28 protein-coding genes are annotated in these 26,320 nt (G+C 61.9%); 17 read left to right on the forward strand and 11 right to left on the reverse strand.

The window, feature by feature from the left end:
- Window positions 1-137: 137 nt before the first annotated feature.
- Window positions 138-578, reverse strand: a complete 441-nt coding sequence (locus QZH45_RS22350) for a GlcG/HbpS family heme-binding protein (protein WP_053190672.1) — start codon at window positions 576-578, stop codon at window positions 138-140.
- Between the two features lie 267 nt (window positions 579-845).
- Between QZH45_RS22350 and gcl the strand changes: the two genes are divergently transcribed.
- The 9 genes from gcl to QZH45_RS22395 all read left to right on the forward strand — a co-directional run bounded on the left by gcl (window position 846) and on the right by QZH45_RS22395 (window position 11,813).
- Window positions 846-2,621, forward strand: coding sequence for a glyoxylate carboligase (gene gcl, locus QZH45_RS22355; protein WP_053190669.1), 1,776 nt, complete (start codon window positions 846-848; stop codon window positions 2,619-2,621).
- 137 nt (window positions 2,622-2,758) lie between these two features.
- Complete coding sequence (gene hyi, locus QZH45_RS22360; RefSeq protein WP_024780632.1) at window positions 2,759-3,541, forward strand: hydroxypyruvate isomerase; 783 nt, start codon at window positions 2,759-2,761, stop codon at window positions 3,539-3,541.
- 182 nt (window positions 3,542-3,723) lie between these two features.
- A complete protein-coding gene (locus QZH45_RS22365; RefSeq protein ID WP_024780633.1) occupies window positions 3,724-4,614 on the forward strand; it encodes a 2-hydroxy-3-oxopropionate reductase in 891 nt (296 codons plus the stop codon).
- Between the two features lie 144 nt (window positions 4,615-4,758).
- Complete coding sequence (locus QZH45_RS22370; RefSeq protein WP_024780634.1) at window positions 4,759-6,039, forward strand: glycerate kinase type-2 family protein; 1,281 nt, start codon at window positions 4,759-4,761, stop codon at window positions 6,037-6,039.
- On the forward strand, window positions 6,029-7,444 hold the full coding sequence (gene pyk, locus QZH45_RS22375; protein WP_024780635.1) for a pyruvate kinase: 1,416 nt from the start codon (window positions 6,029-6,031) through the stop codon (window positions 7,442-7,444). Before QZH45_RS22370 ends, pyk begins: the two co-directional genes overlap by 11 nt.
- Before the next feature lie 126 nt (window positions 7,445-7,570).
- Window positions 7,571-8,473: an urea transporter gene (locus QZH45_RS22380; RefSeq protein ID WP_024780636.1), complete on the forward strand. Its 903-nt coding sequence runs from the start codon at window positions 7,571-7,573 to the stop codon at window positions 8,471-8,473.
- A gap of 20 nt (window positions 8,474-8,493) precedes the next feature.
- Window positions 8,494-9,318: an ion transporter gene (locus tag QZH45_RS22385; protein ID WP_024780637.1), complete on the forward strand. Its 825-nt coding sequence runs from the start codon at window positions 8,494-8,496 to the stop codon at window positions 9,316-9,318.
- An 85-nt stretch (window positions 9,319-9,403) separates the two neighbouring features.
- Window positions 9,404-10,402 (forward strand): sulfate ABC transporter substrate-binding protein, encoded by a 999-nt coding sequence (locus tag QZH45_RS22390; protein ID WP_024780638.1) that lies wholly within the window; start codon window positions 9,404-9,406, stop codon window positions 10,400-10,402.
- Between the two features lie 223 nt (window positions 10,403-10,625).
- Window positions 10,626-11,813, forward strand: a complete 1,188-nt coding sequence (locus QZH45_RS22395) for an MFS transporter (protein ID WP_024780639.1) — start codon at window positions 10,626-10,628, stop codon at window positions 11,811-11,813.
- A 49-nt stretch (window positions 11,814-11,862) separates the two neighbouring features.
- Here the strand turns inward: QZH45_RS22395 and QZH45_RS22400 are convergent, their stop codons facing one another.
- The 4 genes from QZH45_RS22400 to QZH45_RS22415 form a co-directional block, all read right to left on the reverse strand.
- Window positions 11,863-12,054, reverse strand: coding sequence for a PLDc N-terminal domain-containing protein (locus QZH45_RS22400; protein ID WP_041021537.1), 192 nt, complete (start codon window positions 12,052-12,054; stop codon window positions 11,863-11,865).
- Between the two features lie 71 nt (window positions 12,055-12,125).
- A complete protein-coding gene (locus QZH45_RS22405) occupies window positions 12,126-12,656 on the reverse strand; it encodes a hypothetical protein (protein ID WP_024780641.1) in 531 nt (176 codons plus the stop codon).
- Between the two features lie 211 nt (window positions 12,657-12,867).
- Window positions 12,868-13,386 carry an ankyrin repeat domain-containing protein gene (locus QZH45_RS22410; RefSeq protein WP_024780642.1) on the reverse strand — a complete coding sequence of 173 codons (519 nt, stop codon included), beginning with the start codon at window positions 13,384-13,386 and terminating at the stop codon, window positions 12,868-12,870.
- 95 nt (window positions 13,387-13,481) lie between these two features.
- Window positions 13,482-15,308: a long-chain-acyl-CoA synthetase gene (locus QZH45_RS22415; RefSeq protein ID WP_024780643.1), complete on the reverse strand. Its 1,827-nt coding sequence runs from the start codon at window positions 15,306-15,308 to the stop codon at window positions 13,482-13,484.
- A gap of 348 nt (window positions 15,309-15,656) precedes the next feature.
- Between QZH45_RS22415 and QZH45_RS22420 the strand changes: the two genes are divergently transcribed.
- Entirely contained in the window at window positions 15,657-15,935 is a 279-nt protein-coding gene (locus QZH45_RS22420; RefSeq protein ID WP_024780644.1) for a DUF3509 domain-containing protein, read from the forward strand.
- 60 nt (window positions 15,936-15,995) lie between these two features.
- On the opposite strand, the gene mtnC is transcribed toward QZH45_RS22420, so the two are convergent.
- From mtnC to aroC, 5 genes are read right to left on the reverse strand one after another with little or no spacing between them, the layout of a single operon-like run.
- Window positions 15,996-16,679 (reverse strand): acireductone synthase, encoded by a 684-nt coding sequence (gene mtnC / locus QZH45_RS22425; protein WP_024780645.1) that lies wholly within the window; start codon window positions 16,677-16,679, stop codon window positions 15,996-15,998.
- Window positions 16,680-16,683: 4 nt separating this feature from the next.
- Window positions 16,684-17,229 carry a 1,2-dihydroxy-3-keto-5-methylthiopentene dioxygenase gene (locus QZH45_RS22430; RefSeq protein WP_024780646.1) on the reverse strand — a complete coding sequence of 182 codons (546 nt, stop codon included), beginning with the start codon at window positions 17,227-17,229 and terminating at the stop codon, window positions 16,684-16,686.
- Window positions 17,230-17,247: 18 nt separating this feature from the next.
- Entirely contained in the window at window positions 17,248-17,868 is a 621-nt protein-coding gene (locus tag QZH45_RS22435) for a methylthioribulose 1-phosphate dehydratase (protein ID WP_024780647.1), read from the reverse strand.
- Window positions 17,865-19,010 (reverse strand): MFS transporter, encoded by a 1,146-nt coding sequence (locus QZH45_RS22440; RefSeq protein ID WP_024780648.1) that lies wholly within the window; start codon window positions 19,008-19,010, stop codon window positions 17,865-17,867. The genes QZH45_RS22435 and QZH45_RS22440 overlap by 4 nt, the downstream gene beginning before the upstream one ends.
- A 34-nt stretch (window positions 19,011-19,044) precedes the next feature.
- Entirely contained in the window at window positions 19,045-20,136 is a 1,092-nt protein-coding gene (gene aroC, locus QZH45_RS22445; RefSeq protein ID WP_024780649.1) for a chorismate synthase, read from the reverse strand.
- A 142-nt stretch (window positions 20,137-20,278) separates the two neighbouring features.
- Between aroC and QZH45_RS22450 the strand changes: the two genes are divergently transcribed.
- Window positions 20,279-21,244 (forward strand): alpha/beta hydrolase, encoded by a 966-nt coding sequence (locus QZH45_RS22450; RefSeq protein ID WP_024780650.1) that lies wholly within the window; start codon window positions 20,279-20,281, stop codon window positions 21,242-21,244.
- A gap of 99 nt (window positions 21,245-21,343) precedes the next feature.
- On the forward strand, window positions 21,344-22,132 hold the full coding sequence (locus tag QZH45_RS22455) for an N-acetyltransferase (protein WP_024780651.1): 789 nt from the start codon (window positions 21,344-21,346) through the stop codon (window positions 22,130-22,132).
- Between the two features lie 147 nt (window positions 22,133-22,279).
- Here the strand turns inward: QZH45_RS22455 and prmB are convergent, their stop codons facing one another.
- Entirely contained in the window at window positions 22,280-23,188 is a 909-nt protein-coding gene (gene prmB / locus QZH45_RS22460; RefSeq protein WP_024780652.1) for a 50S ribosomal protein L3 N(5)-glutamine methyltransferase, read from the reverse strand.
- 254 nt (window positions 23,189-23,442) lie between these two features.
- Between prmB and QZH45_RS22465 the strand changes: the two genes are divergently transcribed.
- From QZH45_RS22465 to QZH45_RS22485, 5 genes are all read left to right on the forward strand, one after another.
- Window positions 23,443-24,033, forward strand: coding sequence for a cysteine hydrolase family protein (locus QZH45_RS22465; RefSeq protein ID WP_024780653.1), 591 nt, complete (start codon window positions 23,443-23,445; stop codon window positions 24,031-24,033).
- Between the two features lie 121 nt (window positions 24,034-24,154).
- A complete protein-coding gene (locus tag QZH45_RS22470; protein WP_024780654.1) occupies window positions 24,155-24,475 on the forward strand; it encodes a hypothetical protein in 321 nt (106 codons plus the stop codon).
- 74 nt (window positions 24,476-24,549) lie between these two features.
- A complete protein-coding gene (locus tag QZH45_RS22475) occupies window positions 24,550-25,107 on the forward strand; it encodes a Smr/MutS family protein (protein WP_024780655.1) in 558 nt (185 codons plus the stop codon).
- 77 nt (window positions 25,108-25,184) lie between these two features.
- Complete coding sequence (folE, locus tag QZH45_RS22480) at window positions 25,185-25,730, forward strand: GTP cyclohydrolase I FolE (RefSeq protein ID WP_003204506.1); 546 nt, start codon at window positions 25,185-25,187, stop codon at window positions 25,728-25,730.
- Window positions 25,731-25,833: 103 nt separating this feature from the next.
- Entirely contained in the window at window positions 25,834-26,205 is a 372-nt protein-coding gene (locus QZH45_RS22485) for a glutathione S-transferase N-terminal domain-containing protein (RefSeq protein WP_024780656.1), read from the forward strand.
- Window positions 26,206-26,320: the final 115 nt, after the last annotated feature.

A 26,320-nucleotide genomic window follows, 5' to 3' on the forward strand; every position in this document is an offset into this window, starting at 1 on the left:
GATGTGTCTACAAAATTGTCATCGCGAGCAGGCTCGCTCCCACAGGGGATTTGCGGTGTTCACACATTTTGTATCCACCCATCGAAACCTGTGGGAGCGAGCCTGCTCGCGATAGCGATAGGTCAGTCAATACAGAATCAAGCAACCCCCCCCGCATCCGCCCATAACCCCACAGCCTCCACAGCCCTGACAGCCACCTGCTCATCGACATCCGATAGATCGCCGCTGATCCCAACCGCACCCAACACCAGCCCCGCCTGATCCTTGATCAACACCCCACCCGGAACCGGCACGACGCTGCCCTGCCCCAGGCTGTTCAATGCAGCGATGAAGGCCGGGCGTTGTTGGGCGTCCTGGGCCAGCAGGCGTGAGCCTTTGCCCAGGGCGATGGCGCCCCAGGCCTTGCCGATGGCGATCTGCGGCCGGAGCAGGCTGGCGCCGTCCTCGCGCTGCAGGGCAATCAGGTGCCCGCCGCTGTCGAGGACCGCGACGGTCAGGGGTGCAGCGTTGATTTCACGGCCCGCGACAAGGGCCTGCCCCGCCAGGTTGACGGCGACATTCAAGGTTAGAGCGCTCATGGATGCTGTCCTTCTTCTGTTGTTGGAAAGCCTTCTGGGTTTCACCTTCGGCAAACCCTCACACAACAAATAGAGCACAATTGAATTTATTTTTGTATACAATAATTCTCGTAAAATCCTAGACAGGACAAAAAGCCATAGGATTATCGGCCTTCTGACGAATGGGACAGGCACCAGAGGAAAAGGATTGACCTGCACCATTCGCCATGAATAAACTCGCCGAAAAGCCACTTGTATACAATTACAAAACGTAAGAGGCACAAAACCATGAGCAAAATGAGAGCAATCGAAGCCGCCGTTCTGGTGATGCGCCGTGAAGGCGTGGACACCGCCTTCGGTATTCCGGGTGCCGCGATCAACCCGCTGTATTCCGCCCTACAGAAAGTGGGTGGCATCGATCATGTCCTCGCGCGCCACGTTGAAGGTGCCTCGCACATGGCTGAGGGCTACACCCGTACCAAAGCCGGTAACATTGGCGTCTGCATCGGCACGTCGGGCCCGGCCGGCACCGACATGGTCACCGGGCTCTACAGTGCCTCGGCCGATTCGATCCCGATCCTGTGCATCACCGGGCAAGCCCCCCGCGCCCGTATGCACAAGGAAGACTTCCAGGCAGTGGACATCACCAGCATCGTCAAGCCGGTGACCAAATGGGCCACCACTGTCCTGGAGCCGGGCCAGGTGCCCTATGCGTTTCAGAAAGCGTTCTTCGAGATGCGCTCCGGCCGCCCCGGCCCGGTATTGATCGACCTGCCCTTTGATGTACAGATGGCCGAGATCGAATTCGACATCGACACCTACCAGCCACTGCCGCTGGCCAAACCCGCGGCCAACCGTGCGCAGGTCGAGAAAGCCCTGGCGATGCTCGATCAGGCCGAACGCCCTTTGCTCGTGGCCGGTGGAGGTATCATCAACGCCGATGCCAGCGAGCTGCTGGTGGAGTTCGCCGAGCTGACTGGCATCCCGGTGATTCCCACGCTGATGGGCTGGGGCACGATCCCGGACGACCACCCGCTGATGGTCGGTATGGTCGGCCTGCAGACTTCCCACCGCTACGGCAACGCGACACTGCTCAAGTCGGACCTGGTGCTGGGCGTCGGTAACCGCTGGGCCAACCGTCACACCGGTTCGGTGGATGTCTACACCGAAGGCCGCCAGTTCATTCATGTGGACATCGAACCGACCCAGATCGGCCGTGTGTTCACCCCGGACCTGGGCATCGTCTCCGACGCCGCCTCGGCGCTGACAGCGTTCATCGAAGTCGCCCGTGAATGGCAGGCCGCCGGCAAACTGAAGAACCGCAGCGCCTGGTTGCAGGACTGCCAACAACGCAAGGCCAGCCTGCAGCGCAAGACGCACTTTGACAACGTGCCGGTCAAGCCCCAGCGCGTGTACGAAGAAATGAACCAGGTGTTCGGCAAGGACACCTGCTATGTCAGCACCATCGGCCTGTCGCAGATCGCCGGCGCGCAGTTCCTGCACGTCTACAAGCCGCGTCACTGGATCAACTGCGGCCAGGCCGGTCCGCTGGGCTGGACCATTCCGGCCGCGCTGGGGGTGGTCAAGGCCGACCCGAGTCGCAAGGTCGTGGCTTTGTCGGGCGACTACGACTTCCAGTTCATGATCGAAGAGCTGGCGGTAGGTGCGCAGTTCAAGCTGCCGTACATCCACGTCGTGGTGAACAACTCCTACCTGGGCCTGATTCGCCAGGCACAGCGCGGATTCGACATGGACTACTGCGTGCAGCTGTCCTTCGACAACCTCAACGCGCCGGAACTCAACGGTTATGGGGTGGACCACATCGCCGTCGCCGAGGGCCTGGGCTGCAAGGCGCTGCGCGTGTTCGAGCCGTCCGCCATCCAGCCGGCACTGCGCAAGGCCCAGGAAATGATCGAGGAGTTCAAGGTGCCGGTGATCGTCGAGGTCATTCTGGAACGGGTGACCAATATTTCCATGGGTACCGAGATCAACGCCGTCAACGAATTCGAAGACCTGGCATTGGTGGGCAACGACGCGCCGACGGCCATTTCGTTGCTCGATTGACCGCCGTGGGAGCAAGGCTTGCCCGCGATGGAAGCGCCTCGGTTCATCTTGATACCGAGGCGATGTGATCGCGGGCAAGCCTTGCTCCCACAGAAGTCCGCCCCACAAGGGCTTCAGAATATTCATAGGAGACTGTCATGCCGCGTTTCGCCGCCAACCTGTCCATGCTGTTTACCGAACAGGATTTTCTCGCCCGTTTCGAAGCGGCCGCCAAGGCCGGCTTCAGTGGTGTCGAGTACCTGTTCCCCTACGACTACAGCTCCGCCGAAATCAAGGCCCTGCTTGATGCCAATGGCCTGACCCAGGTGCTGTTCAACCTGCCGGCCGGTGACTGGGCCAAGGGCGAGCGTGGCATTGCCTGCCTGCCGGACCGGGTCGAGGAGTTCCGTGCCGGCGTCGACCTGGCGATTGCCTACGCTCAGGTGCTGGGCAACACCCAGGTCAACTGTCTGGCCGGGATTTGCCCGCACAATTGCGACGAAGCCCTGGTGCGCAAAACCTTCGTTGCCAACCTGAAGTATGCCGCCGAGAAGCTGCAAGCCAAGGGCATCAAGTTGGTGATGGAGGCCATCAACACCCGTGACATCCCCGGCTTCTACCTGAACAACACCGCCCAGGCCCTGTCGATCCGCGAGCAGGTGGGCAGCGCCAACCTGTTCCTGCAGTACGACATCTACCACATGCAGATCATGGAAGGTGACCTGGCCCGGACCCTGTCGGCGCACCTGGGCGAGATCAACCACGTGCAACTGGCGGACAACCCGGGACGCAACGAGCCGGGCACCGGCGAGATCAACTATCGCTTCCTGTTCGAACACCTGGACCGCATCGGCTACCAGGGTTGGGTCGGCTGCGAATACAAGCCGTTGACCACCACCGAAGCGGGCCTGAACTGGCTGAAAACCCATAACGCGATCTGAAATGCACTCCTGTGGGAGCGGGCCCGTGTGGGAGCAAAGCTTGCCCGCGATGTAGGCGCCTCGGTTCATCCAGGTACCGAGCCGATGTTATCGCGGGCAAGCCTTGCTCCCACAGAAGCTCGCTCCCACATAAAAGCAGTTCTCCATTTGCCTGAAGCAGCAACAAACAAGAGGATTCTCCCATGGCTAAAATCGGATTCATCGGCACCGGCATCATGGGTCACCCCATGGCACTGAACCTGCAAAAGGCCGGGCACAGCCTGTTCCTGTCCCAACATCACGACCCGGCTCCCGCCGATCTTCTGGCCGGTGGCGCGGTGGCCCTGGCCAATCCGAAGGAAGTCGCCCAGGAAGCCGAATTCATCATCGTCATGGTCCCGGACACGCCCCAGGTCGACGACGTGCTGTTCCGTGCCGATGGCGTCGCGGCGGGTGTGGGCGCGGGCAAGGTGGTGATCGACATGAGCTCGATCTCCCCGACCGCCACCAAGGCGTTCGCGGCGAAGATCAATGAAAAAGGCGCGCAGTATCTCGATGCCCCGGTGTCCGGTGGCGAAGTCGGCGCCAAGGCGGCGACCCTGAGCATCATGGTCGGTGGTGACAGCAGCGCTTTTGAACGCGCCCTGCCGCTGTTCCAGGCCATGGGCAAGAACATCACCCTGGTGGGCAGCAACGGCGACGGCCAGACCGCCAAGGTCGCCAACCAGATCATCGTCGCGCTGAACATCCAGGCCGTGGCCGAAGCCCTGCTGTTCGCGTCGAAGAACGGTGCCGATCCGGCCAAGGTCCGCGAAGCGCTGATGGGTGGTTTTGCTTCGTCGAAGATCCTGGAAGTGCACGGCGAGCGCATGATCAAAGGCACCTTCGATCCAGGTTTCCGCATCAGCCTGCACCAGAAGGACCTGAATCTGGCCCTGCAAGGTGCACGGGAACTGAACATCAACCTGCCCAACACCGCCAACGCCCAGCAAGTGTTCAGCACCTGCGCGGCCATCGGCGGCAGCAACTGGGATCACTCGGCGTTGATCAAGGGCCTGGAGCACATGGCGAATTTCTCGATTCGCGATAACTGAGCCCGGTGTTTCCCTGTGGGAGCGAGCCTGCTCGCGATGGCTGTTTCACAGTCGATAAGGCTGTGACTGAAGCATCGCTATCGCGAGCAGGCTCGCTCCCACAAGAGATCGCATCAATCCAATAATAAGAATCGGGAGCCCGCCATGTCGGTCGATCCGCAACAATTGCTCCGCGAGCTGTTTGCCGCAGCCATCGACGCGGCCCATCCGCAACAAGTCCTTGAACAGTATCTGCCAGCCGACCGCAGCGGCCGGGTGATTGTCATCGGGGCCGGTAAGGCCGCTGCGGCGATGGCGCAGGTAGTCGAGCGTTGCTGGCAGGGCGAAGTCAGCGGCCTGGTGGTGACCCGCTACGGCCATGGCGCGCCTTGCCAGAAAATCGAGGTGGTGGAAGCCGCCCACCCCGTGCCCGACGCGGCCGGCCTGGCGGTGGCCGGGCGGGTGCTGGAACTGGTCAGCAACCTGACAGAAGACGACCGGGTGATCTTCCTGCTGTCCGGCGGTGGCTCGGCGTTGCTGGCACTGCCGGCGGCCGGGATCAGTCTGGCCGACAAACAAGCGATCAACAAAGCCTTGCTCAAATCCGGCGCCACCATCAGCGAGATGAACTGCGTGCGCAAACACCTCTCGGCGATCAAGGGCGGGCGCCTGGGCAAGGCCTGCTGGCCAGCGACGGTCTACACCTATGCGATTTCCGATGTGCCGGGCGACCTCGCCACGGTCATCGCGTCCGGCCCCACCGTGGCCGACCCCAGCACATCGGCCGAAGCCCTGGCGATCCTCAAGCGCTACAGCATCGAGGTCCCGGCGGCGGTACACACCTGGCTGCAAAGCGCGGAGTCGGAAACCGTCAAGCCCGGCGACCCAAGCCTGGCCCGCAGTCATTTCCAACTGATCGCCCGCCCCCAGCAATCCCTGGAAGCGGCCGCTGTGAAGGCTCGCAAGGCCGGCTTCAGCCCGCTGATCCTTGGCGACCTGGAGGGTGAGTCCCGGGAAGTGGCGAAAGTCCATGGCGGTATCGCCCGGCAAATCGCCCGGTATGGCCAGCCAGTGGCGGCGCCGTGCGTGATCCTGTCCGGCGGCGAAACCACGGTGACCGTGCGCGGCCAGGGCCGAGGCGGTCGCAACGCAGAATTCCTGCTGAGCCTTACCGACAACCTCAAGGGCCATCCCGGCATTTATGCGCTGGCCGGCGACACCGACGGCATCGACGGTTCCGAAGACAACGCCGGCGCCATCATGACCCCAGGCAGTTATCGCCGTGCCGCCGAGCTGGGCCTGAGCGCCAGCGACGAACTGGACAACAACAACGGCTACGGCTATTTCGCCGCGCTGGACGCGTTGATCGTCACCGAGCCGACCCGCACCAACGTCAACGACTTCCGCGCCATCCTGATTCTCGAGAACCCCGAACATGACGCCTGACAAGAAGGTCAAGATCCTCGCCACCCTCGGCCCCGCCACTCGCGGGATCGACGACATCCATGAGCTGGTGCAGGCCGGGGTGAACATCTTCCGCCTGAACTTCAGCCACGGCGATCACGCCGACCATGCCCAGCGCTACCAGTGGATTCGCGAAGTGGAGCGGCAGCTCAACTACCCGCTGGGAATCCTGATGGACCTGCAAGGCCCGAAACTGCGGGTCGGCAAGTTCGCTGACGGCAAGGTCCTGCTGCAACGTGGCCAGGCCCTGCGCCTGGACCTGGACCCGACACCCGGCGATCAACGCCGGGTCAACCTGCCCCACCCTGAAATCATCGCAGCCCTGGAGCCGGGCATGGATCTGCTGCTGGATGACGGCAAACTACGCCTGCGGGTGGTTGCCCGGCACAGCGACGCCATCGACACCGAAGTGCTCAACGGTGGTGAACTGTCGGACCGCAAAGGCGTGAACGTCCCCCAGGCCGTGCTCGACCTGAGCCCGCTGACCGCCAAGGACCGTCGCGACTTGAGCTTCGGCCTGGAGTTGGGCGTGGACTGGGTGGCGCTGTCGTTTGTACAGCGTCCCGAAGACATCCGCGAAGCCCGCGCACTGATTGGCGACAAGGCGTTCCTGATGGCCAAGATCGAAAAACCATCGGCGGTGACCCAACTGCGGGAAATCGCCGAGCTGAGCGACGCGATCATGGTTGCGCGTGGCGATCTGGGCGTTGAAGTACCGGCCGAGAGCGTGCCGCAGATCCAGAAGAACATCATCGGCACCTGCCGCGCCCTCGGCAAACCGGTGGTGGTGGCGACCCAGATGCTGGAATCGATGCGTTTCTCCCCGGCACCCACCCGGGCCGAGGTCACCGACGTCGCCAACGCCGTGGCCGAAGGCGCCGATGCGGTGATGCTGTCGGCGGAAACCGCTTCGGGCGACTACCCCCTCGAAGCCGTGCAGATGATGAGCAAGATCATCCGCCAGGTCGAGAACGGTCCGGATTACCAGGCCCAGTTGGATGTCAGCCGACCGAAAGCCGAGGCCACGGTGTCGGACGCCATCAGCTGTGCGATCCGGCGCATCAGCAACGTCCTGCCGGTAGCGGTGCTGGTGAACTACAGCGAATCGGGCAGTTCCAGCCTGAGAGCCGCGCGGGAACGGCCAACGGTGCCGATCCTCAACCTCACGCCGAACCTTCAGGCAGCCCGCCGCTTGACGGTGGCCTGGGGCGTGCATTCGGTGGTCAACGATCGGCTGCGGCAGGTGGATGAAGTGTGCTCCACCGCCCTGGAAATCGCCCAGGCCCAAGGCATGGCGCGGCGCGGCGACACGCTGTTGATCACCGCGGGCGTGCCGTTCGGGCAGCCGGGGTCGACCAATTCGTTGCGCATCGAGACGTTGATCTAGCGTTTGTACTGGCCTCATCGCGAGCAGGCTCGCTCCCACACTGGGTTTGCGGCGTTCACCAAAACCTGTGGGAGCGAGCCTGCTCGCGACGGGGTCAACTCGATCCACCAGACACACCACCCAACCATGCCCAATACCCACTGCCCCGACTGGGCCACCGCCCTGCTCAACGGCTTCAGCCAGATCTTCCTCCAACGTCATCCGCTGTGCGGCCTGTTGTGCCTGCTGGCGATACTGTTCAGCACGCCGACCCTGTTCGGGTGGGCGTTGCTGGGCGGCGTGGCCGGGCTGCTCACGGCCCAGCGGCGCGATTACCCCAAGGCGGATCGCCAGGCCGGGCTGTTCAGCTACAACGGCATCCTGCTGGGGTTGCTGGCGGGCCTGGTGTTGCCCTGGTCCGTCCTGCTGCCGCCGCTGATTATCGCGGGCGGCGGCCTCAGTGCGATGCTGACCCAGCAATGGCTCAAGCGCATCCGTAGCCCGCGATGCCTGCCCGCCTACACCGCGCCTTTCGTAGGGCTGGGCTGGTTGCTGCTGGGGGGAGTCCCGCTACAGCCGCCCTCCCTGACGGTGGAACTGACAGTGCCCAACCTGCTGACCGGCTGGTTGAACGGATTGGGCCAAGTCGTATTTCTCGACCACCCGTTGGCCGGAGCGCTGATCGCGACAGGTCTGCTGCTGGTCAACCCGCGCGCCGCAAGCTGGGCATTGTTCGGTTCAGCCGCCGGCCTGGCCTTCGCGTTGTTGCATCACGAAAACGCAGCCGCCCTGTCAGGGTTGGGTGGTTATAACCCGGCCCTGGCTGCGCTGGCGCTCAGCCAGGCGCGGCGCTCACCCTGGCGACCACTGGCGGGCATCCTGTTGGCGATCCTGCTCACGCCCGGCTTCGCCGCCCTCGGCCTGGCGCCGCTGACCGCCCCTTTCATCCTCGCCGGCTGGCTGGTCCGCGCCACGGTTCGGGCGTGGCACCAGGCCACACTCGACACCGCGCCTTGCACTCTGCGGGGCAATCACCCTAGGCTTCGCTGACTCTGAATCAGGCGAAGGTTATGGACAGCACCGACAACTGGCGTGAACGCCTCTACATCATGATTTTCCAGACCGACACCGTGGCCGGTCGACGCTTCGACAGTACGTTGCTGTTGATCATCCTCGCCAGCCTGGTGATCGTGATGCTCGACAGCATCGACAGCGTGCACAAGAACTACGCAACCCTGCTGGCCGGGATCGAATGGGGTTTCACCTTTATCTTCCTCGTCGAGTATGGCCTGCGCCTGTATTGCTCACCCAAGCCCCTGCGGTATGCGTTCAGTTTCTATGGCCTGGTGGATCTGCTGGCGATCGTGCCGGGCATCCTGGCGCTGTACTACAGCGATGCCCAGTACCTGCTGATCATTCGGATCATCCGCATGCTGCGGATCTTCCGGGTGCTCAAGCTCAGCCCCTACCTCAAGCAAGCCAATTACCTGATGGCGGCGCTGCAGGGCAGCAAGCAGAAAATCATCGTGTTTCTGGTCAGCGTCTCCACCCTGGTAACCGTGTTCGGCACGCTGATGTACGTCATCGAAGGCCCGGAGCATGGCTTCACCAGCATTCCCAAGGGCATCTATTGGGCGATCGTGACACTGACCACCGTGGGTTTCGGCGATATCGTGCCCAGGACGCCCCTGGGCCAGGTGGTTTCATCCCTGGTGATGATCACCGGTTATTCGATCATCGCCGTGCCGACCGGTATCTTCACCGCAGAACTGGCCACCGCCATGCGCGGCGACCAGCTCAGGCACGATTGCCCGGTGTGCAGTAAAGACAGCCATGAGCATGGGGCCGCGTTCTGCTCTCGCTGTGGCAATGCATTGTTCAGGAAACTGGAATAAGCAAAGCACTTTTTGATGCTTGTAGGCCGTCAGGCCTGCCGCTAGTGTGCTGGCCTGGAACCCCTTCAAATAAAAGGAATTCGCAGTGAAGAACTTCTTTCGCGCCTCCCTTCTCGCCGCCGGCCTGACCTTCGGCAGCCTGGCCCACGCCGCTCCGACGCTGCTCAACGTGTCCTACGACGTGATGCGCGACTTCTACAAGGATTACAACGCAGCCTTCCAGAAGCACTGGCAATCCGAGCACAACGAAAACATCACCGTGCAGATGTCCTTCGGCGGCTCGAGCAAACAGGCACGCTCGGTCATCGACGGGCTGCCGGCGGATGTCATCACCATGAACATGGCCACTGACATCAATGCCCTGGCGGACAACGGCAAACTGGTGCCCGAGGACTGGGTCAGCCGCCTGCCGAATCACAGCGCCCCGTTCACCTCGGCCACGGTGTTCATCGTGCGCAAAGGCAACCCCAAGGCTCTGAAAGACTGGCCCGACCTGCTCAAGGATGGCGTGCAAGTGATCGTGCCCAACCCGAAGACCTCCGGTAACGGTCGCTACACCTACCTGTCGGCCTGGGGCTACGTGCTGAAGAACGGCGGCGATGAAACCAAGGCCAAGGATTTCGTCGGCAAGCTGTTCAAGCAAGCGCCAGTGCTGGACACCGGCGGTCGTGCCGCGACCACCACGTTCATGACCAACCAGATCGGCGACGTGCTGGTGACCTTTGAAAACGAAGCTGAAATGATCGCCCGCGAGTTCGGTCGCGACCAGTTCGAAGTGGTCTATCCGAGCGTGTCCGCCGAAGCCGAGCCTCCGGTGACCGTGGTGGACAAGGTGGTGGAGAAAAAAGGCTCCCGCGCCGCAGCCGAGGCGTACCTCAACTACCTGTGGTCGCCCGAAGGCCAGGAAATTGCCGCCGCCAACTACCTGCGTCCACGGGATCCGGCCATCCTGGCCAAATACACCGACCGCTTCCCGAAGGTGGATTTCCTGTCGGTGGAGAAAACCTTCGGCGACTGGCGCACCGTGCAGAAGACGCACTTCAATGACGGTGGGATTTTCGACCAGATCTACAACGGGCAATAAACGCCACTTTCCAGGCCACACAAAAACCTGTGGGAGCGAGCCTGCTCGCGATGGCGGAGTGTCAGACAAGCACTGGTAACTGACACACCGCCATCGCGAGCAGGCTCGCTCCCACAGTCGCATCAATCCCGGACATGGTTGTTATCAATCCAGGCGACTACCCCAAAGCCGGCACAGCCTTTAGCCTTGCCCGCAATCCTTACTAGTCATTGACGGAACTCCCATGACCGCCAACTCCCCCGCCCTGACCCGAGGCATGGTCCTGCTATTCGCCTTCTGCTGCGGCGCCATCGTTGCCAATATCTATTACGCCCAACCCATCATCGAACTGATCGCCCCCGACGTCGGCCTGACCAGCACCATGGCCAGCCTGATCGTCTCGCTGACCCAGATCGGTTACGCCCTGGGCCTATTCTTCCTGGTGCCGCTGGGCGACCTGCTGGAAAACCGCCGGTTGATGATCCTCACCACCCTCGTGGCGATTGCCAGCCTGTTGGGCGCAGCGTTCACCGATCAGCCGAATGTGTTCCTGTTGGTTTCGCTGCTGGTGGGGTTCAGTTCAGTGTCGGTGCAAGTCCTGATTCCCCTGGCCGCGCATCTCACGCCGGAAGCGTCCCGGGGTCGGGTGGTCGGCGGGATCATGGGCGGGCTGCTGCTGGGGATCCTGCTGGCACGGCCGGTGTCCAGCGTGGTGGCCGATTACTTCGGCTGGCGCGCAATGTTCATGATCGCGGCGGCATTGATGGCGGCGATCAGTCTTGTTCTGGCGTTCACCGTGCCCAAGCGCCAACCTGACCACAGCGCCACCTACGGGCAATTGCTGGGTTCCCTCGGCACCTTGCTGCGTCAACAACCGCTGTTGCGCCAACGGGCGTTTTACCAGGCCTGCATGTTCGCCACGTTCAGCCTGTTCTGGACGGCCGTGCCCCTGGAGCTGGCGCGTAACCACGGGCTGTCCCAGACCGAGATTGCCCTGTTCGCCCTGGTCGGTGCCATCGGCGCCATCGCCGCCCCCATTGCCGGGCGGCTGGCCGACGCCGGTCACACCCGCATCGCCTCGCTGCTGGCAATGCTGTTCGCCGGCCTGAGTTTCCTGCCGGCATTCATCCATCCGCTCTACAGCGTCATCGGCCTGGCGGTCACCGGCGTGGTATTGGACTTTTGTGTGCAGATGAACATGGTACTGGGCCAGCGCACCATCTATGCCCTGGATGCCAAAAGCCGCGGCCGTCTCAATGCCCTGTACATGACCAGTATCTTCGTCGGCGGCGCCTTCGGCTCATCGATTGCCAGCGCGGTGTACGAGCATGGTGGCTGGCTGTGGGTGGTGATCATCGGCAGCGCCTTCCCGTTGCTGGCCCTGCTGCGTTTCCTCGGCACGTCACAGAAGCACGCGATGGCGGCGGCGTAATCGATAGAGGCCCGGCAGACAACGCCTGCCGGGCACAGCACAAGAGGCGTCAGACCCGCACGTTGCCACGCGGCCCGGCAATCGCCCAGATGATCAGGCCCAATACCGGCAACAGCAGGATCAGCAGTACCCAGAGGATTTTCATCCCGGTTTCCGCGCCACTCTTGAGCACATTGATGATCGCCCAGATATCGAGCGCCAGGATGATCAGGCCAACCAGGCCGTTGAAGGTGGAACCCATGGTGTCGCTCCCAAGTGATGGCATGCACACTTAGGATAGTCGGCCCCCAGCGAGGGTTCCGTTTGATTGCTTCAGACGTGGACCGCGACCTTGAGGGCTTCCAGGGCAGGTGCCACGGCAATGCCGACTTGCGCGCACAGCTCCAGCACCCGCGGAACGTCGTTGCCGTACACCAGCACCATCTGCAATTCATCGTCGAGCAACTGGCTGAAGTTCATCAGTACGTAGCCGCCGTTTTCCTTGTTCAGGCTGCTCATCTGGATCTGGATGCGGTTGAGCGCCGTCAGGGCTTCGGTTTTCGCCAGTTGCTTGGGCTTGAGGTTGAACGCCACGCCGGGGCCGAAAGACGCGACGATCTGCTCGAACAACTGCACATAGGTGTCGGCCTGGAACAGCACGGTGTCCGGCAAACTGCCGACGACCACCCATTCGCCCAGCGGAATCGGAAAGGTGTCGTCGTAGTTGATGTCCGGGTTGACTGCCAGGAAAGCCGCCGGATCGGCATAGGCCTGGGCCGCTTCGTCGGCAATCCTGTCAATGTCGGCATCGCCCAGGCAGCCGGAGCTGATTTTGCTGATGAGTTCGACGAGTGCGGCTTTCATTGGGTGGATCCTGTGGCAATTGGGAATTTCGAGGGCGCGCAGGATAGCGCATCACATCAGCCGAGGCATCCGTGGCGAGGGAGCTTGCTGTGGGAGCAAAGTTTGCTCGCGATAGCGGCAGGCCAGTCGACATTATTGCTGACTGACTCACCGTAATCGCGAGCAAGCTTTGCTCCCACAGTCACTCTCATCACATGGATACCGTCTGATATCAACCCGACAACTTCTCCAACTGCGCCGTGGTATCTACCGCGCCCATGGTCCGGGCCGCATCCAGGGCCGAGGTGCCGTTGGCGTCCTTGGCCTTCGGGTCCGCGCCTTTGCCGATCAGGTAGTCGACGATCGCCACCCGGTTGAACATCGCCGCCATCATCAGCGCCGTGCGACCGTCGAAGGAGGCACCTTCCACCTGTGCGCCACCGTCCACCAGCGCCGAGACCACCGCCAGGTCGCCCTTGAACGCCGCGCCGGCAATCGGGCTCTGGCCGTTGTCGTTGCGGATTTCCGGGTCGGCCTTGTGTTCCAGCAGTACTTTCACCGTTTCCACGTGCCCGTGATAAGCGGCCAGCATCAACAAGGTGTCGCCCTTGTGGTTACGCAGGTTGGGCGGCAAGCCTTTGCTCAGCAAGGCCGCCATCATGGCGGCGTCACCCTGGCGCGCCACGTTGAACACCTGTTCGGCAAATTCCGCGGCCTCTTCCGGGGTCATCTGGCGGCTTGTATCGGACATGGGGTACTCCACTTGAGTCTTCGAGAATGCGGCTAGTTTCCCGAGCGGCGCAGGGCCTGTCATCCCCTTTTTCTCAGTACCCGTCATAGCCAGAATCAATAGTCATACTGCCCGCCCCGGATCTGCGTCGCCAACTGGCGGTCGACGCGCACATAGGTTCCGGTGCCGGGTATCCAGGCGAAGACCGGCTCATCGTCCATGACGCAGGGGTCGAAGGCTTCACTCCTGAGCCGGGCCTTGTGGTATTTGAAGGTGCCGGTGATGTCCATCTTCACCTTGATGCGCAGGAACAGCGGTACCGCATTGGCCGGCAGCCGGGATTGCAGAAACTGCAACAGCTCGCTGAAGTCCAGGGTTGCCAGGGATTCGGATGGAGTGATGGCCGCCATGCCGGCGCGCCCGTCGGCGCCGTTGATCTCCACACCATAGACCACCGCCTCGGCCACTTGCGGGTGCTGCAGCAAGACATTCTCGACTTGCGTGGCGGATACGTTTTCGCCTTTCCAGCGGTAGGTGTCGCCGAGGCGGTCGACGAATTGGCCATGGCCAAAACCGAGGTCACGCAGCAAGTCACCGGTATTGAAGTAACGATCACCAGGAGTGAAGACATCCCGATAGATGGCTTCTTCGTTCCGGGTCGGGTCGGCGTAGCCGTCCAGGGGCGCTTTGTCATCGATCCGCGCCAGCAGCAGACCAGGCTGCCCCTTCGGGACTTTCTGCATCCGCCCTTGCAGGTTGCGCAGCGGCATCCCGCTGCCCTGGTCGTACTGCACCAGCTCCCAGCCCGTCAGGGAAAACCCGACGGTATTGTCGAAATTCAGGAGGTTGGCGAAGCCGATATTGCCGTCGCTGGCCGCGTACATCTCACAAATGTGGTCGACGCCGAAGCGGGTCTTGAACGCAGCCCAGGCGCCCGGCCGCAGGCCATTACCGATCATCTTCTGCACCTCATGCCGACGGTCTTCGCCGCTGGCAGGCTGGTCGATCAGGAAGCGACACAGCTCCCCCACATACCCCAGCGTGGTTGCTCGATAACGGCGTACATCGCTCCAGAACCGGCCGGCGCTGAATGTACGCCGGATTGCAAAACCCGACGCGCCACTGATCGCTGCTCCCCAACACACGCACAGACCCGTGGCGTGATACAGGGGCAAGGGGCAATAGAGGACATCGTCGGGCTGCATGTCCAGGGCCATCAGGCCAGAATGGGTGGACGTGCGCATCCAGCGCCCATGACTGAACACCACGGCCTTGGGCAGGCCGATAGTGCCCGAGGTGTAGAGATAAAAGCACGGGTCGTTGAAAAATACCTGTCGGCTGCTGACCGGGTTGTCATCAGGATAGTCGTCGCTGTTGCCCAGCAGATCGACGAAGCCGCAAGGGACAGCGGCGCTGTGTTCGTCAGCCAACCACCAGGTGCGAGCGCTCGACAGAGCAGTCCGGCCCCGCACCTGCTCGAAAGCCGGAATCCGCTCATCCCCCACCACCACCGCGACCGGTGCAACCAGCACCAGGCTGTGCACCAACGCGTCTCCCGTCTGCGAAGTGTTGAGCATGGCACTGACCGCCCCGATCTTCGCCACTGCCAACAGCGTTATCAGCAGTTGAGGACGGTTCTCGAGAAAAATCGCGATGCAGTCGCCCTTGCCAATGCCCTGCGCCAACCAATAGTGGGCGATGCGATTGGCCTGCTCGTTGACTTGTGCATAACTCAATGAAGTGTCGTCGTACAGCAACGCAGGGCCCTGGGGATTGCGTCGCGCGGCCTGTTCGAAACTCCAGCCCAGGCCACAGGGTTGGGCCGGGTCCCGGACATTGGCGAACTTGCGGCCCCTGATGATCCGGGGGACGATTCTGGCGAGGGAAGGCAGCTTGCGCAGCATCATGCCCCAGGTAATGGCGTCGTTGGGTATACGACTCATGAAGCTCCCTGTTCGACCTGCGGGTCTCGGTTCCTGCGCTCAGGCTGGCGGCGATGGTCGCTCGAAAGTACCGAGCGCTCGTCGCCCTGTACACGCGCTTTTTGCAATGTTTTGTATCCACTGCGGGGACAGACGAAGCGTGAGCATCAGGATTTGATTTGGTTCAAAAAAAGATTGTCCGACCACGCAAAATGCAGGGTGCACGATAGCCATTCATGCAAGATGCACGAAAGCAAAAAAGCACCTGAAAATTAACTTGTTGTTTTTTAAGGAATTTTAGACGGATCCAATGCTGGCATGGTCAGTGCAACTTCTCCTCCACGGTTTGCCACCACCAAGGAGCAGTCAATGAATATGATTCAAGAGAAGTTCGCGTCCCTGTTTTCCAACTATGAAGTGACTACACAAGCTCGCCCGGACGGCGGCATCCTGCTGACATTGCGCAACAGCGAAGGCAAACAGTTCAAACGCTCGATTTCCTATGCCCAGTTGCACGCCGGGGATCAGCTGTCCTGGGTGATCAGTGCCATCCGTCGTGACTTGGCCGAGCAGGCCAGCGAGCTGCCGCAGATCAGTATGTTGCAGAGCCAGCATCGCTTTGCGCTGCCGACGTATCACAGCGCTTGACCTTGAAGTTCGCCCAGTTGGGCTCCCTCAACTGGGCTTTTGTGGGGTTTGCGGTGGTCCTCAGAAACCCTCAGGGTTTATGTCGGCAAAAGTCTTCACGGTGAGATGTCCAGGCAACTCCCCCCCCTCCCGAGCCAATCCACACGTCACCATGCCAGCCCCCTGGGCCGCATCCAGTTCCTGGACGATGTCCGACAGGAACAGGATCTCGCCTGGTGCAACTCCTATGGCCTGGCTGATCCGCTGATAGGACTGGACGTCGCGCTTGGCGCCTGAGGTGGTGTCGAAGTAACCGCTGAACAACGGCGACAAGTCGCCTGCCTCTGAACAGCCGAAGATCAGTTTCTGCGCCTGAATCGACCCCGATGAATACACATAGAGCCCATAGCCTGCTTCATGCCAGCGCTTGAGGGCCTCTACCGCATCCGGGTAAACGTGCCCCTTCAGCTGTCCGGCCTGATACCCCTGCTCCCAGACCATGCCCTGCAACGCCTTGAGTGGCGTGGCCTTGCGGTCTTCGGCGATCCAGCCCAGCAGAATCGCGATGACTCGCTCGATGTCTGCCCCCGGCTCGCCACTGTCCTGACGCACCGCAGCCAGTTGCTCGGCCACGTCGCCGCGGTCGGCATGCTGACGGACAAACGCCGGCAAGTGCTGTGCAGCGTAGGGAAACAGCACGTCGAAGACGAAACTCACCGCGCTGGTGGTGCCTTCGATGTCGGTGAGTATGGCTTTGATCGACACGGGCTCAGTCCTCCAGGCGAGGAAAACGGCTGGCGATGTCGTCGCCGGTGAAATTGGCGACCCAGCCTTCCGGGTTATTGAACAGGCGAATGGCAACGAAATGCGGGTGCTCACCCATATCGAACCAGTGCGGTGTGCCGGCAGGCACGGAGATCAAGTCGTTCTTTTCGCACAACACGGCGTAGACGTAATCGTCAATGTGCAGGGTAAACAGACCGCGCCCGGCGACGAAAAAGCGGACTTCGTCCTCACCGTGGCGATGCTCATCGAGGAACTTGGCGCGCAGTTCGGCTTTTTGCGGATGATCGCTGTTGAGGCTGATGACATCGACCGTGATGTAGCCGCGCTCGGTCATCAACTGATCGATCTGGCTCCGGTAGGCGGCGATGACTTCGTCCTGGGCCGCGCCGGGCTGGATTCTCGTCGCCGCCTCCCAACGGTCGAAGCGAACCCCTTGTTCGGCCAGTGTCGCGGCGATGTCTTCGAAGTGAGTCAACACCTTGTTCGGGATGTCGGGACTTGATACGTGGTAAACGGACAGGCTGCTCATGGCTATGGCTCCAGCAAATTAACGGTTCAGGAGTGCGCGGGTTTTCAGCTCGCACTCGAACAGGAACTCGAACGCCTCGATCTGGCGCAACGCATCATTCATGCCTGGTCCCCAGGTATACAGGCCGTGGCCACGGATCAGGTAGCCCACACAATCGGGATGCTCATCGAGCCACGGCTGTACCTTTGCGGCCAGGCGAGCGATGTCCTGGTCGTTGTCGAAAATCGGCACGCGCACCCGGGACTCGTGAGTCGATACACCGCTGAAGGCTTTCTGCAGTTCATAGTCTTCGAAATCGACGAACGCTTCAGCCGTCAGGCGCGACAGCACCGTGGCGTTCACCGAATGGGTATGCAGCACCGCACCGATCTCCGGGCGCCAGCGGTAGAGCTGGGTGTGCAACAGGGTTTCGGCGGAAGGTTTCTTGCCCGGTTCCAGGCTATTGCCATCCAGGTCAGTGGCCAGCACATCGTCAAGACCCAGTTGTCCCTTGTGCTTGCCGGACACGGTGAGCAAGGCCTGGTCAGGCGCCAGGCGGGTGGAGTAATTGCTGCTGGTGGCCGGGGACCAACCGCGGCCATACAGGAAACGCCCGGCGTCGATGATTTCCCGGGCAAGCTGTTCACGGGTAAGGCTCATGGCCTGTCCTCTTGCATACGTGTGGCAATGATAACGGCTGCAGCAAAGGCTGCGATGCTGGCGATACTGAAAGTCCAGGTGGCGCCCAAGGCGTTCCAGCTGTAGCCCGAGTACAAGGCGCCCAATGCCCCGCCCGTACCGGCCAGTGCGGCATACAGCGCCTGGCCCTGGCCTTGCTGGCGAGCGCCGAAACTACGTTGCACGAAATGGATGGCAGCGGCGTGAAAGCTGCCGAAGGTCGCCGCATGCAGCACCTGGGCAAACAACAGCACCCAGAGAAATTCGGCCAATGATCCCAGCAGCAGCCAGCGCAACGCGGCCAGCAGGAAACTCGCCAGCAGTACCCGCCGCACGGAAAACCGCGCCAGGATCCGGCTCATCACCAGGAACACCAGGACTTCAGCCACCACGCCCACGGCCCACAGCACGCCGATCACCCCACGGCTGTAACCCAGCCGTTCAAGATGCAGCGTCAGAAAGGTGTAATACGGTCCATGGCTCATCTGCATCAGGCCGACGCACGCATAGAAGGCCAGTACACCGGGGCTGCGCAGCTGGCGCAGGAATCCGTCGCCTGCCACCCGCGGCCCCTGTATCGGCTGGGCATTGGGCACCCAGAAGCTGGCAAGCACGATGCCGCCCATGATCAGCACCAGCGCCAGCGGGTAGATGTCCAGGCTCAGCCATTCGAACAGCCGGCCCAACGCGACCACGGCGATGATGAAGCCGATGGAGCCCCACAGGCGGATCTGGCTGTAGCGCGAGGCCTGTCCGCTCAGATGGGCCAGGGTGATGACTTCGAACTGCGGCAGCACCGCGTGCCAGAAGAACGCGTGCAACGCCATGACCATCGCCAGCCAGGCGTAGCTCTTGTCGATGAAGATCAGGGAAAAGGTCAGCAACGTACAGACCGCGCCGAAGCGCACGATCGCCAGGCGCTGACCTGTGTAATCCCCCAGCCAGCCCCAGATGTTCGGCGCCACGCAGCGCATCAGCATGGGAATCGCCACCAACTCGCCGATGCGCGCCGCGTTGAATCCCAGGTGATCGAAATACAGCGCCAGGAACGGCGCCGTCGAACCGAGCAGGGCGAAATAGAACAGATAGAAGCTGGAGAGCCGCCAGTACGGCAGTGCCGCCATGGTCGTCAGGCCACGGCGGTCGGCAGATCAGCCATCAAAGCTGACCCAGCACCGGGGTGCCGACCCGGACATCGGCGTTCTGGCCGCGATGGCGCAACAGGTGATCCATCAACACGATCGCCATCATCGCCTCGGCAATCGGCGTGGCACGGATACCCACGCATGGGTCGTGACGGCCCTTGGTGATGACGTCTACCGGATTGCCGTGGATGTCGATGGAGCGGCCCGGCGTGGTAATGCTGGAGGTCGGTTTCAACGCCAGGTGCGCCACGATCGGCTGGCCCGAGGAAATGCCGCCCAGGATGCCGCCTGCGTTGTTGCTGAGGAAACCCTGCGGGGTCAGTTCGTCGCGGTGCTCGGTGCCACGCTGGGCAACGCAGGCGAAACCGGCACCGATTTCCACGCCTTTCACCGCGTTGATGCTCATCAGCGCGTGGGCGAGTTCGGCGTCGAGGCGGTCGAAGATCGGCTCGCCAAGGCCCGGCATCACTCCTTCGGCCACCACAGTGATCTTCGCACCGACCGAATCCTGGTCCCGGCGCAACTGGTCCATGTAGGCCTCAAGTGCCGGCACCTTGTCCGGATCGGGGCAGAAAAAGGCGTTCTGCTCCACCGAATCCCAGGTCTTGAAGGGGATTTCGATAGGGCCCAACTGGCTCATGTAGCCACGAATCACGATGCCCTGGCTGGCCAGGTATTTCTTGGCAATCGCCCCGGCCGCCACGCGCATCGCGGTTTCCCGGGCCGAACTGCGGCCGCCGCCACGGTAGTCACGCTCACCGTATTTGTGGTGGTAGGTGTAATCGGCGTGGGCCGGGCGGAACAGGTCCTTGATGGCCGAATAGTCCTTGGACTTCTGGTCGGTGTTGCGGATCAGCAGGCCGATGGCGCAACCGGTGGTGCGGCCTTCGAACACTCCGGACAGGATCTCGACTTCATCGGCTTCCTGGCGCTGGGTGGTGTGGCGGCTGGTACCGGGCTTGCGGCGATCCAGATCACGCTGCAGATCCTCCAGGGAAATCTCCAGGCCCGGCGGGCAGCCGTCGACAATGGCGACCAACGCCGGGCCATGGCTTTCGCCCGCGGTGGTAACGGTGAACAGCTTGCCGTAGGTATTGCCGGACATGCAGGGTGCTCCGTGAAATCGCTGAGAAACTCAATCTGGGATTCTTGATGGGCGCCAGTATACGCAGGCTAACTGCGTAGTTCATCCTCGAACCTTATTGGTAGCCGTCAGTCCAACCGGCACCTTCACAACCAGTGGCGTGATGATGCTAAACCTGCGTGTCCTGAGCCTTACCCTGTTCATCGGTCTGTTTTCCAGCCTGGCCCAGGCGACGGTCCTGCTAAGACCGATCAGCCTCGACACCGGCCACGGCGAGCTCTTTGGTTCATTGCTACTGCCCAAATCCGACAAGCCGGTGCCGGTAGTCCTGATCATTTCCGGATCCGGTCCTACGGATCGCGACGGCAATAACCCCGAGGGCGGACGCAATGACAGTCTCAAACGCCTGGCCTGGGTCCTGGCCAAACACAACATTGCCAGCGTGCGGTATGACAAGCGCGGCGTGGCCGCCAGCCTGGCCGCGACACCGGACGAACGCGACCTGAGCGTCGAGGCCTATGTGGCCGATGCCGTGGCCTGGAGTCACAAACTGGCCGCCGACCCACGGCTGGGCCCATTGATTTTGCTGGGGCACAGCGAAGGCGCATTGATCGCCAGCCTCGCCGCCCCCCAGGCCAATGCGGCAGCGGTCATCTCGGTGGCCGGCAGTGCCCGTCCTATCGACCAGGTGCTGCGCCAGCAACTGGGCAGCCGTCTGCCACCGCCGCTGATGTTGCGCAGCAATGAGCTGCTCGACAGCCTCAAGGCCGGTCGCCTCGACGCGAACGTGCCGGCGCCGCTGCAGTTCATTTTCCGACCCAGCGTGCAGCCGTACCTGATCTCGCTGTTCCGTCAGGATCCAGCCCAGGCGTTCGCGGCGCTGAAGGTGCCGGCCTTGATCATCCAGGGCAGCCACGATATTCAGGTCAATGTCGATGACGCGCGGCAGTTGAAGGCGGCCAAACCCGACGCCGAGCTGGCGCTGATCGAGGGCATGAACCACGTGATGCGTATCGTGCCCTACGACGAGAAACGGCAACTGGCGTCCTATAAGAATCCCGACCTGCCCCTGGCAGCGGCGCTCGGTACCCATATAGTGGCTTTTATTGACTCGATAGCTGCCCGTTAAGCGCTTTTAACCCTCCAGTCCTGGGAAAAACGGCCGATAGATCGGTGTCGGACAGCGCATTGGCTGCCGACGAGCCGGCCAGGACAGGATTTCGCCGTTATGACTGAGACTGAAACTTCACCCGACACCACCGCCGAAACGCCCGCCACACCGACGGCGGAGCTGCCTTGGGCGGACGTGCAAGCCGAGCATCACAAGATGCTCCGGCTGGCCCCGCTCAAGACGGACCGTGCCACGGGAGCGCGGCCATTGCGGTTTGTCGAATTCAGCTACGCCGAGCGCCACAGCAAGGAACGCAGCTTGTTGCGCATGAGCATCCAGTTGCCAGGCCAACGCGTGCGCAAGGAACAGAACCACCTGGATGTCTGGGCCGATCACGTCGAGAAGCGCCTGCATTTTTCCCCGGAAAGCCTGCAGATGGAGCCGATGAACCGCGGCATCGGCCGCTTCCTCGCAGCCCAGGCCATTACGTGGGCCAAGAAGCGCTGGTCAAGCTATCGGGTGGACGGCACCGACCTGAACAACAAGGACGCGTTGAACGAAGATACCCGGCTGCGCCGCGACCGCTTCCTGCAGGCCCATGGCTTCGAAGTGGTCTATGCCGACGCCCAGCACCTCAAGGGCAGCGTCAAGAATGCCCAGGTCGGTGACCTGAAAGGAGACTGGAATACCGAAAAGCTGCAGTTCGTGGAAATCCTCGAAGCCGCGCAGATGCTGCAACAAGCCGAGCAGAACCTGGCGGAACAGGAGGTCAAGCTCAAGCAGCAGGAGGAAAAGGTCAACAAGTTCAAACGCGAAGACACCGGCCTGCGCTTCACCATCACCTGCCTGGTAGCGTTTGCCATGTTCCAGGCGGGCTTGCTGATCTGGATTGCGACGCGGCACTGAGACCACGCTATAGCTATGGATGCAATCCCCTGTGGGAGCGAGCCTGCTCGCGAAGGCGGTGTGTCAGCCACTACCCTGCAACTGATCTGACGCCTTCGCGAGCAGGCTCGCTCCCACAGGGGGAACTGACAGGCGATCTCGCTTCAGTCAAACCCGCGAAGCGAACAGCTCCTGATGCTGGCGGCACTGCTCGGCACTGAGCATGAACACGCCATGCCCGCCGCGTTCGAAATCCAGCCAGGCGAAATCGACTTCGGGGTACAACGCCTCGACATGAACCTGGCTGTTGCCTACCTCGACAATCAGCAATCCCTTCTCGGTCAGATGGTCGGCCGCCTCGGCCAGCATCCGGCGTACCAGGTTCAAGCCATCATCGCCACAGGCCAGGCCCAACTCCGGCTCATGCTGGTACTCCTGGGGCATGTCAGCGAAGTCTTCCGCATCGACGTAGGGCGGGTTCGACACGATCAGGTCGAAACGCTGTCCCGGCAGCCCGTCGAAACCATCGCCCTGGACGGTGAATACACGTTCATCGACGCCGTGGCGCTCGATGTTCTGGTTGGCCACTTCCAGTGCGTCGAACGACAGGTCGGCCAGCACCACTTCGGCTTCCGGAAATTCATAGGCACAGGCGATACCGATACAGCCGGAACCGGTGCACAGGTCTAGGATCCGTGCCGGTGCCTGGGCCAACCAGGGTTCGAAACGCTTTTCGATCAACTCACCGATGGGCGAGCGCGGGATGAGCACGCGCTCGTCGACAATGAAAGACATCCCGCAGAACCAGGCCTCGCCCAACAGGTAGGCCGCCGGGATGCGCTCCGCGATACGTCGCTGCAGCAGGCGCTGCACATGGACCAATTCGTCGTCTTCCAGACTGCAATCCAGATAGCTGTCGGCGATTTCCCAAGGCAGGTGCAGCGCGCCCAGTACCAGTTGGCGAGCCTCATCCCACGCATTGTCAGTGCCGTGGCCGAAAAACAGATCTTCCCCATGGAAACGGCTGACGGCCCAACGGATATGGTCGCGCAGGGTACGAAGACGGGAAGTGATCACAGCGGCAAACTCCAGAAAAAACGACTGGCGAGTCTAACAGCCAAACGCGCGCCTACCCAAACGCGCCTCAAGGACGACTGAAAAACGCCAGAGCAGGCGTAGGAACCTTCCGTTTTTTGCGCCACCCATTGAACAAGACGGGCGTCTTGACAAGGCTGTAGGCCAGCAACGACGGCGCTTGCGATGGAAGCGATTCACAGAACCGCTCAGCCAGAGGACAATGTCGCAAAAGCCCCACCCGAAGGAGCCCCAGAATGTCCGTTCCAAAAACGATGTTTCAACTCAGCGGCCGTGGTTACGCAGCGGCCAATCTGAGTCAAGCGACCCTGATCATCATCGATGCCCAGAAAGAATATCTCGCCGGCCCCCTGGCCCTGAGCGGCATGGATGCAGCGGTTGCGAACATCAAGCAACTGCTCGGCGCGGCCCGTGCCGCCGGCCGGCCGATCGTGCACGTGCGCCACCTGGGCACCCACGGCGGGCTGTTCGATCCACAGGGCGAACGCGGGGAATTCATTCCAGGCCTCGAACCTCTGGATGACGAAACCATTATCGGTAAGCTGCTGCCCAGCGCCTTCCATGGCACCGAATTGAAAAAGCGCCTGGAAGAGTTCGGTCCCCTGGATCTGATCGTCTGCGGATTCATGAGCCATTCCAGCGTCAGCACCACCGTGCGTGCCGCCAAGAACCTGGGCTTTCGCTGCACCCTGGTGGAAGACGCCTGCGCCACCCGCGACTTGCCGCACAAGGGCGGTGTCCTGAGCGCCGAACAAGTGCACCAGACTGAAATGGCGATCATGGCGGACAATTTCGCGACGCTGGCCCTGACCCACGACTTGATCTGATTGCCCTCGATGAGCGGCCGCCTCCGCCGCTCATCCGCAAAAGACTCCCATTAGCCCTATCCTCAGGAACAACCCGAACATCTTCCGGTCGAAGGGCCGATACCCACTGAGGAAGGTCGGAATGAAGTTATCCGATGGTTTTGACGCACGTCGCTTGCGGCCCAAAGGCCCGAGCAACTGGCGGTTTCGTTTTGGCGCGGCCATCGCGGCGCTGCTGGCAACACTCGGCGTCCTGCTGGCCATGGCCGGTGCCGCGAGCCTGTTGGGCCGCCCGCCCGCGCTGGGGGATTTGAACGCCTCCCCGCTCGGTTCGGCGATCATCCTGGCCGTGGGTCTTCTTGTCCTGTTGCTGGGTATCTGGCTCTGGCGCCTCTGCCGCCGTCGCGCCCGCCAATCCCTGGAGCTGGCCATGGCTCCGCACCTGATGAAAAAGCACGACTGACCCGCCATCCGACGTTTTGTCGCGCCCGATCCCGCCGGACTTGGGTAAACTGGCCAGCCTTTGCGGAGGCTGACATGCAAGACGACGATTTTTCCCTGTTCAAAAGTGCGACTCAGGGCGTTAAACCGATCAAACACGATCGCGCCGACACCGGCAAACCGAAAGCCGATCGCGCACAGATCGCCAAGCTGCGCCAAGCTGCCACCGTGCGCGCCGATGCCACGACCGTGGACGGATTGTCCGATCAGTTCGTGATCGATGTAGGTCCCGAAGACGAGTTGATGTGGGCGCGCGACGGCGTCCAGGAAAGCCAGATGCGCAAGCTGAAGGTCGGCCAGATCCCCTTCGAAGGCAGCCTCGACCTGCACGGCATGAGCGTCGAAAAAGCCCGGGAAACCCTCTGGGCCTTCCTCGCCGAAGCCACGAAATTCGAAATCCGCTGCGTGCGTGTCACCCACGGCAAGGCCGTGCGCCTGGACGGCAAGCGGCCGATGATCAAGAGCCACGTCAACACCTGGTTGCGCCAGCACCCGCAAGTGCTGGGCTTCACCTCCTGCCAGGCGAAACACGGTGGCGCCGGGGCGGTGTACGTGATGCTCAAGCGCACCATGATGGAAGGCCGCGACGAGTAGCCCTCGATTGCCGAGCTTGCAGCGCCGTGTCCGCCACCGTACCCTTGCCCTTTGCGTAAAATCCCACAGGTAGTTTCATGTCTCTGGAACAGAATTACACCGCGATTCTCGGCCAACTGGGCGAGGACGTTTCCCGCGAGGGCCTGCTCGACACGCCCAAGCGCGCTGCCAAGGCCATGCAGTACCTCTGCCGTGGTTATGAACAGACTCTCGAAGAAGTCACCAACGGTGCCTTGTTCAGCTCCGACAACAGCGAAATGGTGCTGGTCAAGGACATCGAGTTGTACTCGTTGTGCGAGCATCACCTGCTGCCGTTCATCGGCAAGGCCCATGTGGCCTATATCCCGAGCGGCAAGGTGCTGGGGCTGTCGAAGGTCGCGCGGATCGTCGACATGTATGCACGTCGCCTGCAGATCCAGGAAAACCTCAGCCGCCAGATCGCCGACGCGGTCCAGCAGGTCACCGGCGCCCTGGGCGTGGCGGTGGTGATCGAAGCCAAGCACATGTGCATGATGATGCGTGGCGTGGAAAAGCAGAACTCTTCGATGATCACCTCGGTGATGCTCGGTGAGTTCCGTGAAAACGCCGCTACCCGCAGCGAATTTCTCAGCCTCATCAAGTAAGCTGTCGTTCGAGAAAAACCGGCATCGATCGCCGGTTTTTTTTCGCCCGTGAAAAATCAGGTAAGCTGCGCGCCCTCTTCTTCCCTGCCGCGAGGCTTATACCGTGATCGTCAAAGCACTTCGAGTTGGTTTGGGCCAACTGATCATCTTCATCGACTTCATCACCCGTCCTGGCAAGAAAAAACGCCCGGCCGATGCCCAGGCGCAGGTCGACCAGACCGCCCGCAGCCTGACTTTGTATCAATTCCACGCGTGCCCGTTCTGCGTGAAAACCCGCCGCACCCTGCGCCGCCTCAACGTACCAGTGGCCCTGCGCGATGCGAAGAACAACGAGCAGGATCGCCAGACACTGCTGGAGCAAGGCGGCAGGATCAAGGTGCCGTGCCTGCGTATCGAAGAGAATGGCCAGACCACCTGGATGTACGAGTCCAAGGTAATCATCGATTACCTGGACAAGCGGTTTTCGGCGGTCTGATGGTTCTTGGGGAGATGTGAAGGCCCCATCGCGAGCAGGCTCGCTCCCACATGGGATCTTCAGTGTTCACAAAACTTCTGTGGGAGCGAGCCTGCTCGCGATAGCGCCGGCCCGC

The sequence above is a fragment of the Pseudomonas corrugata genome, from assembly GCF_050920615.1.
Taxonomy (GTDB): domain Bacteria; phylum Pseudomonadota; class Gammaproteobacteria; order Pseudomonadales; family Pseudomonadaceae; genus Aquipseudomonas; species Aquipseudomonas corrugata.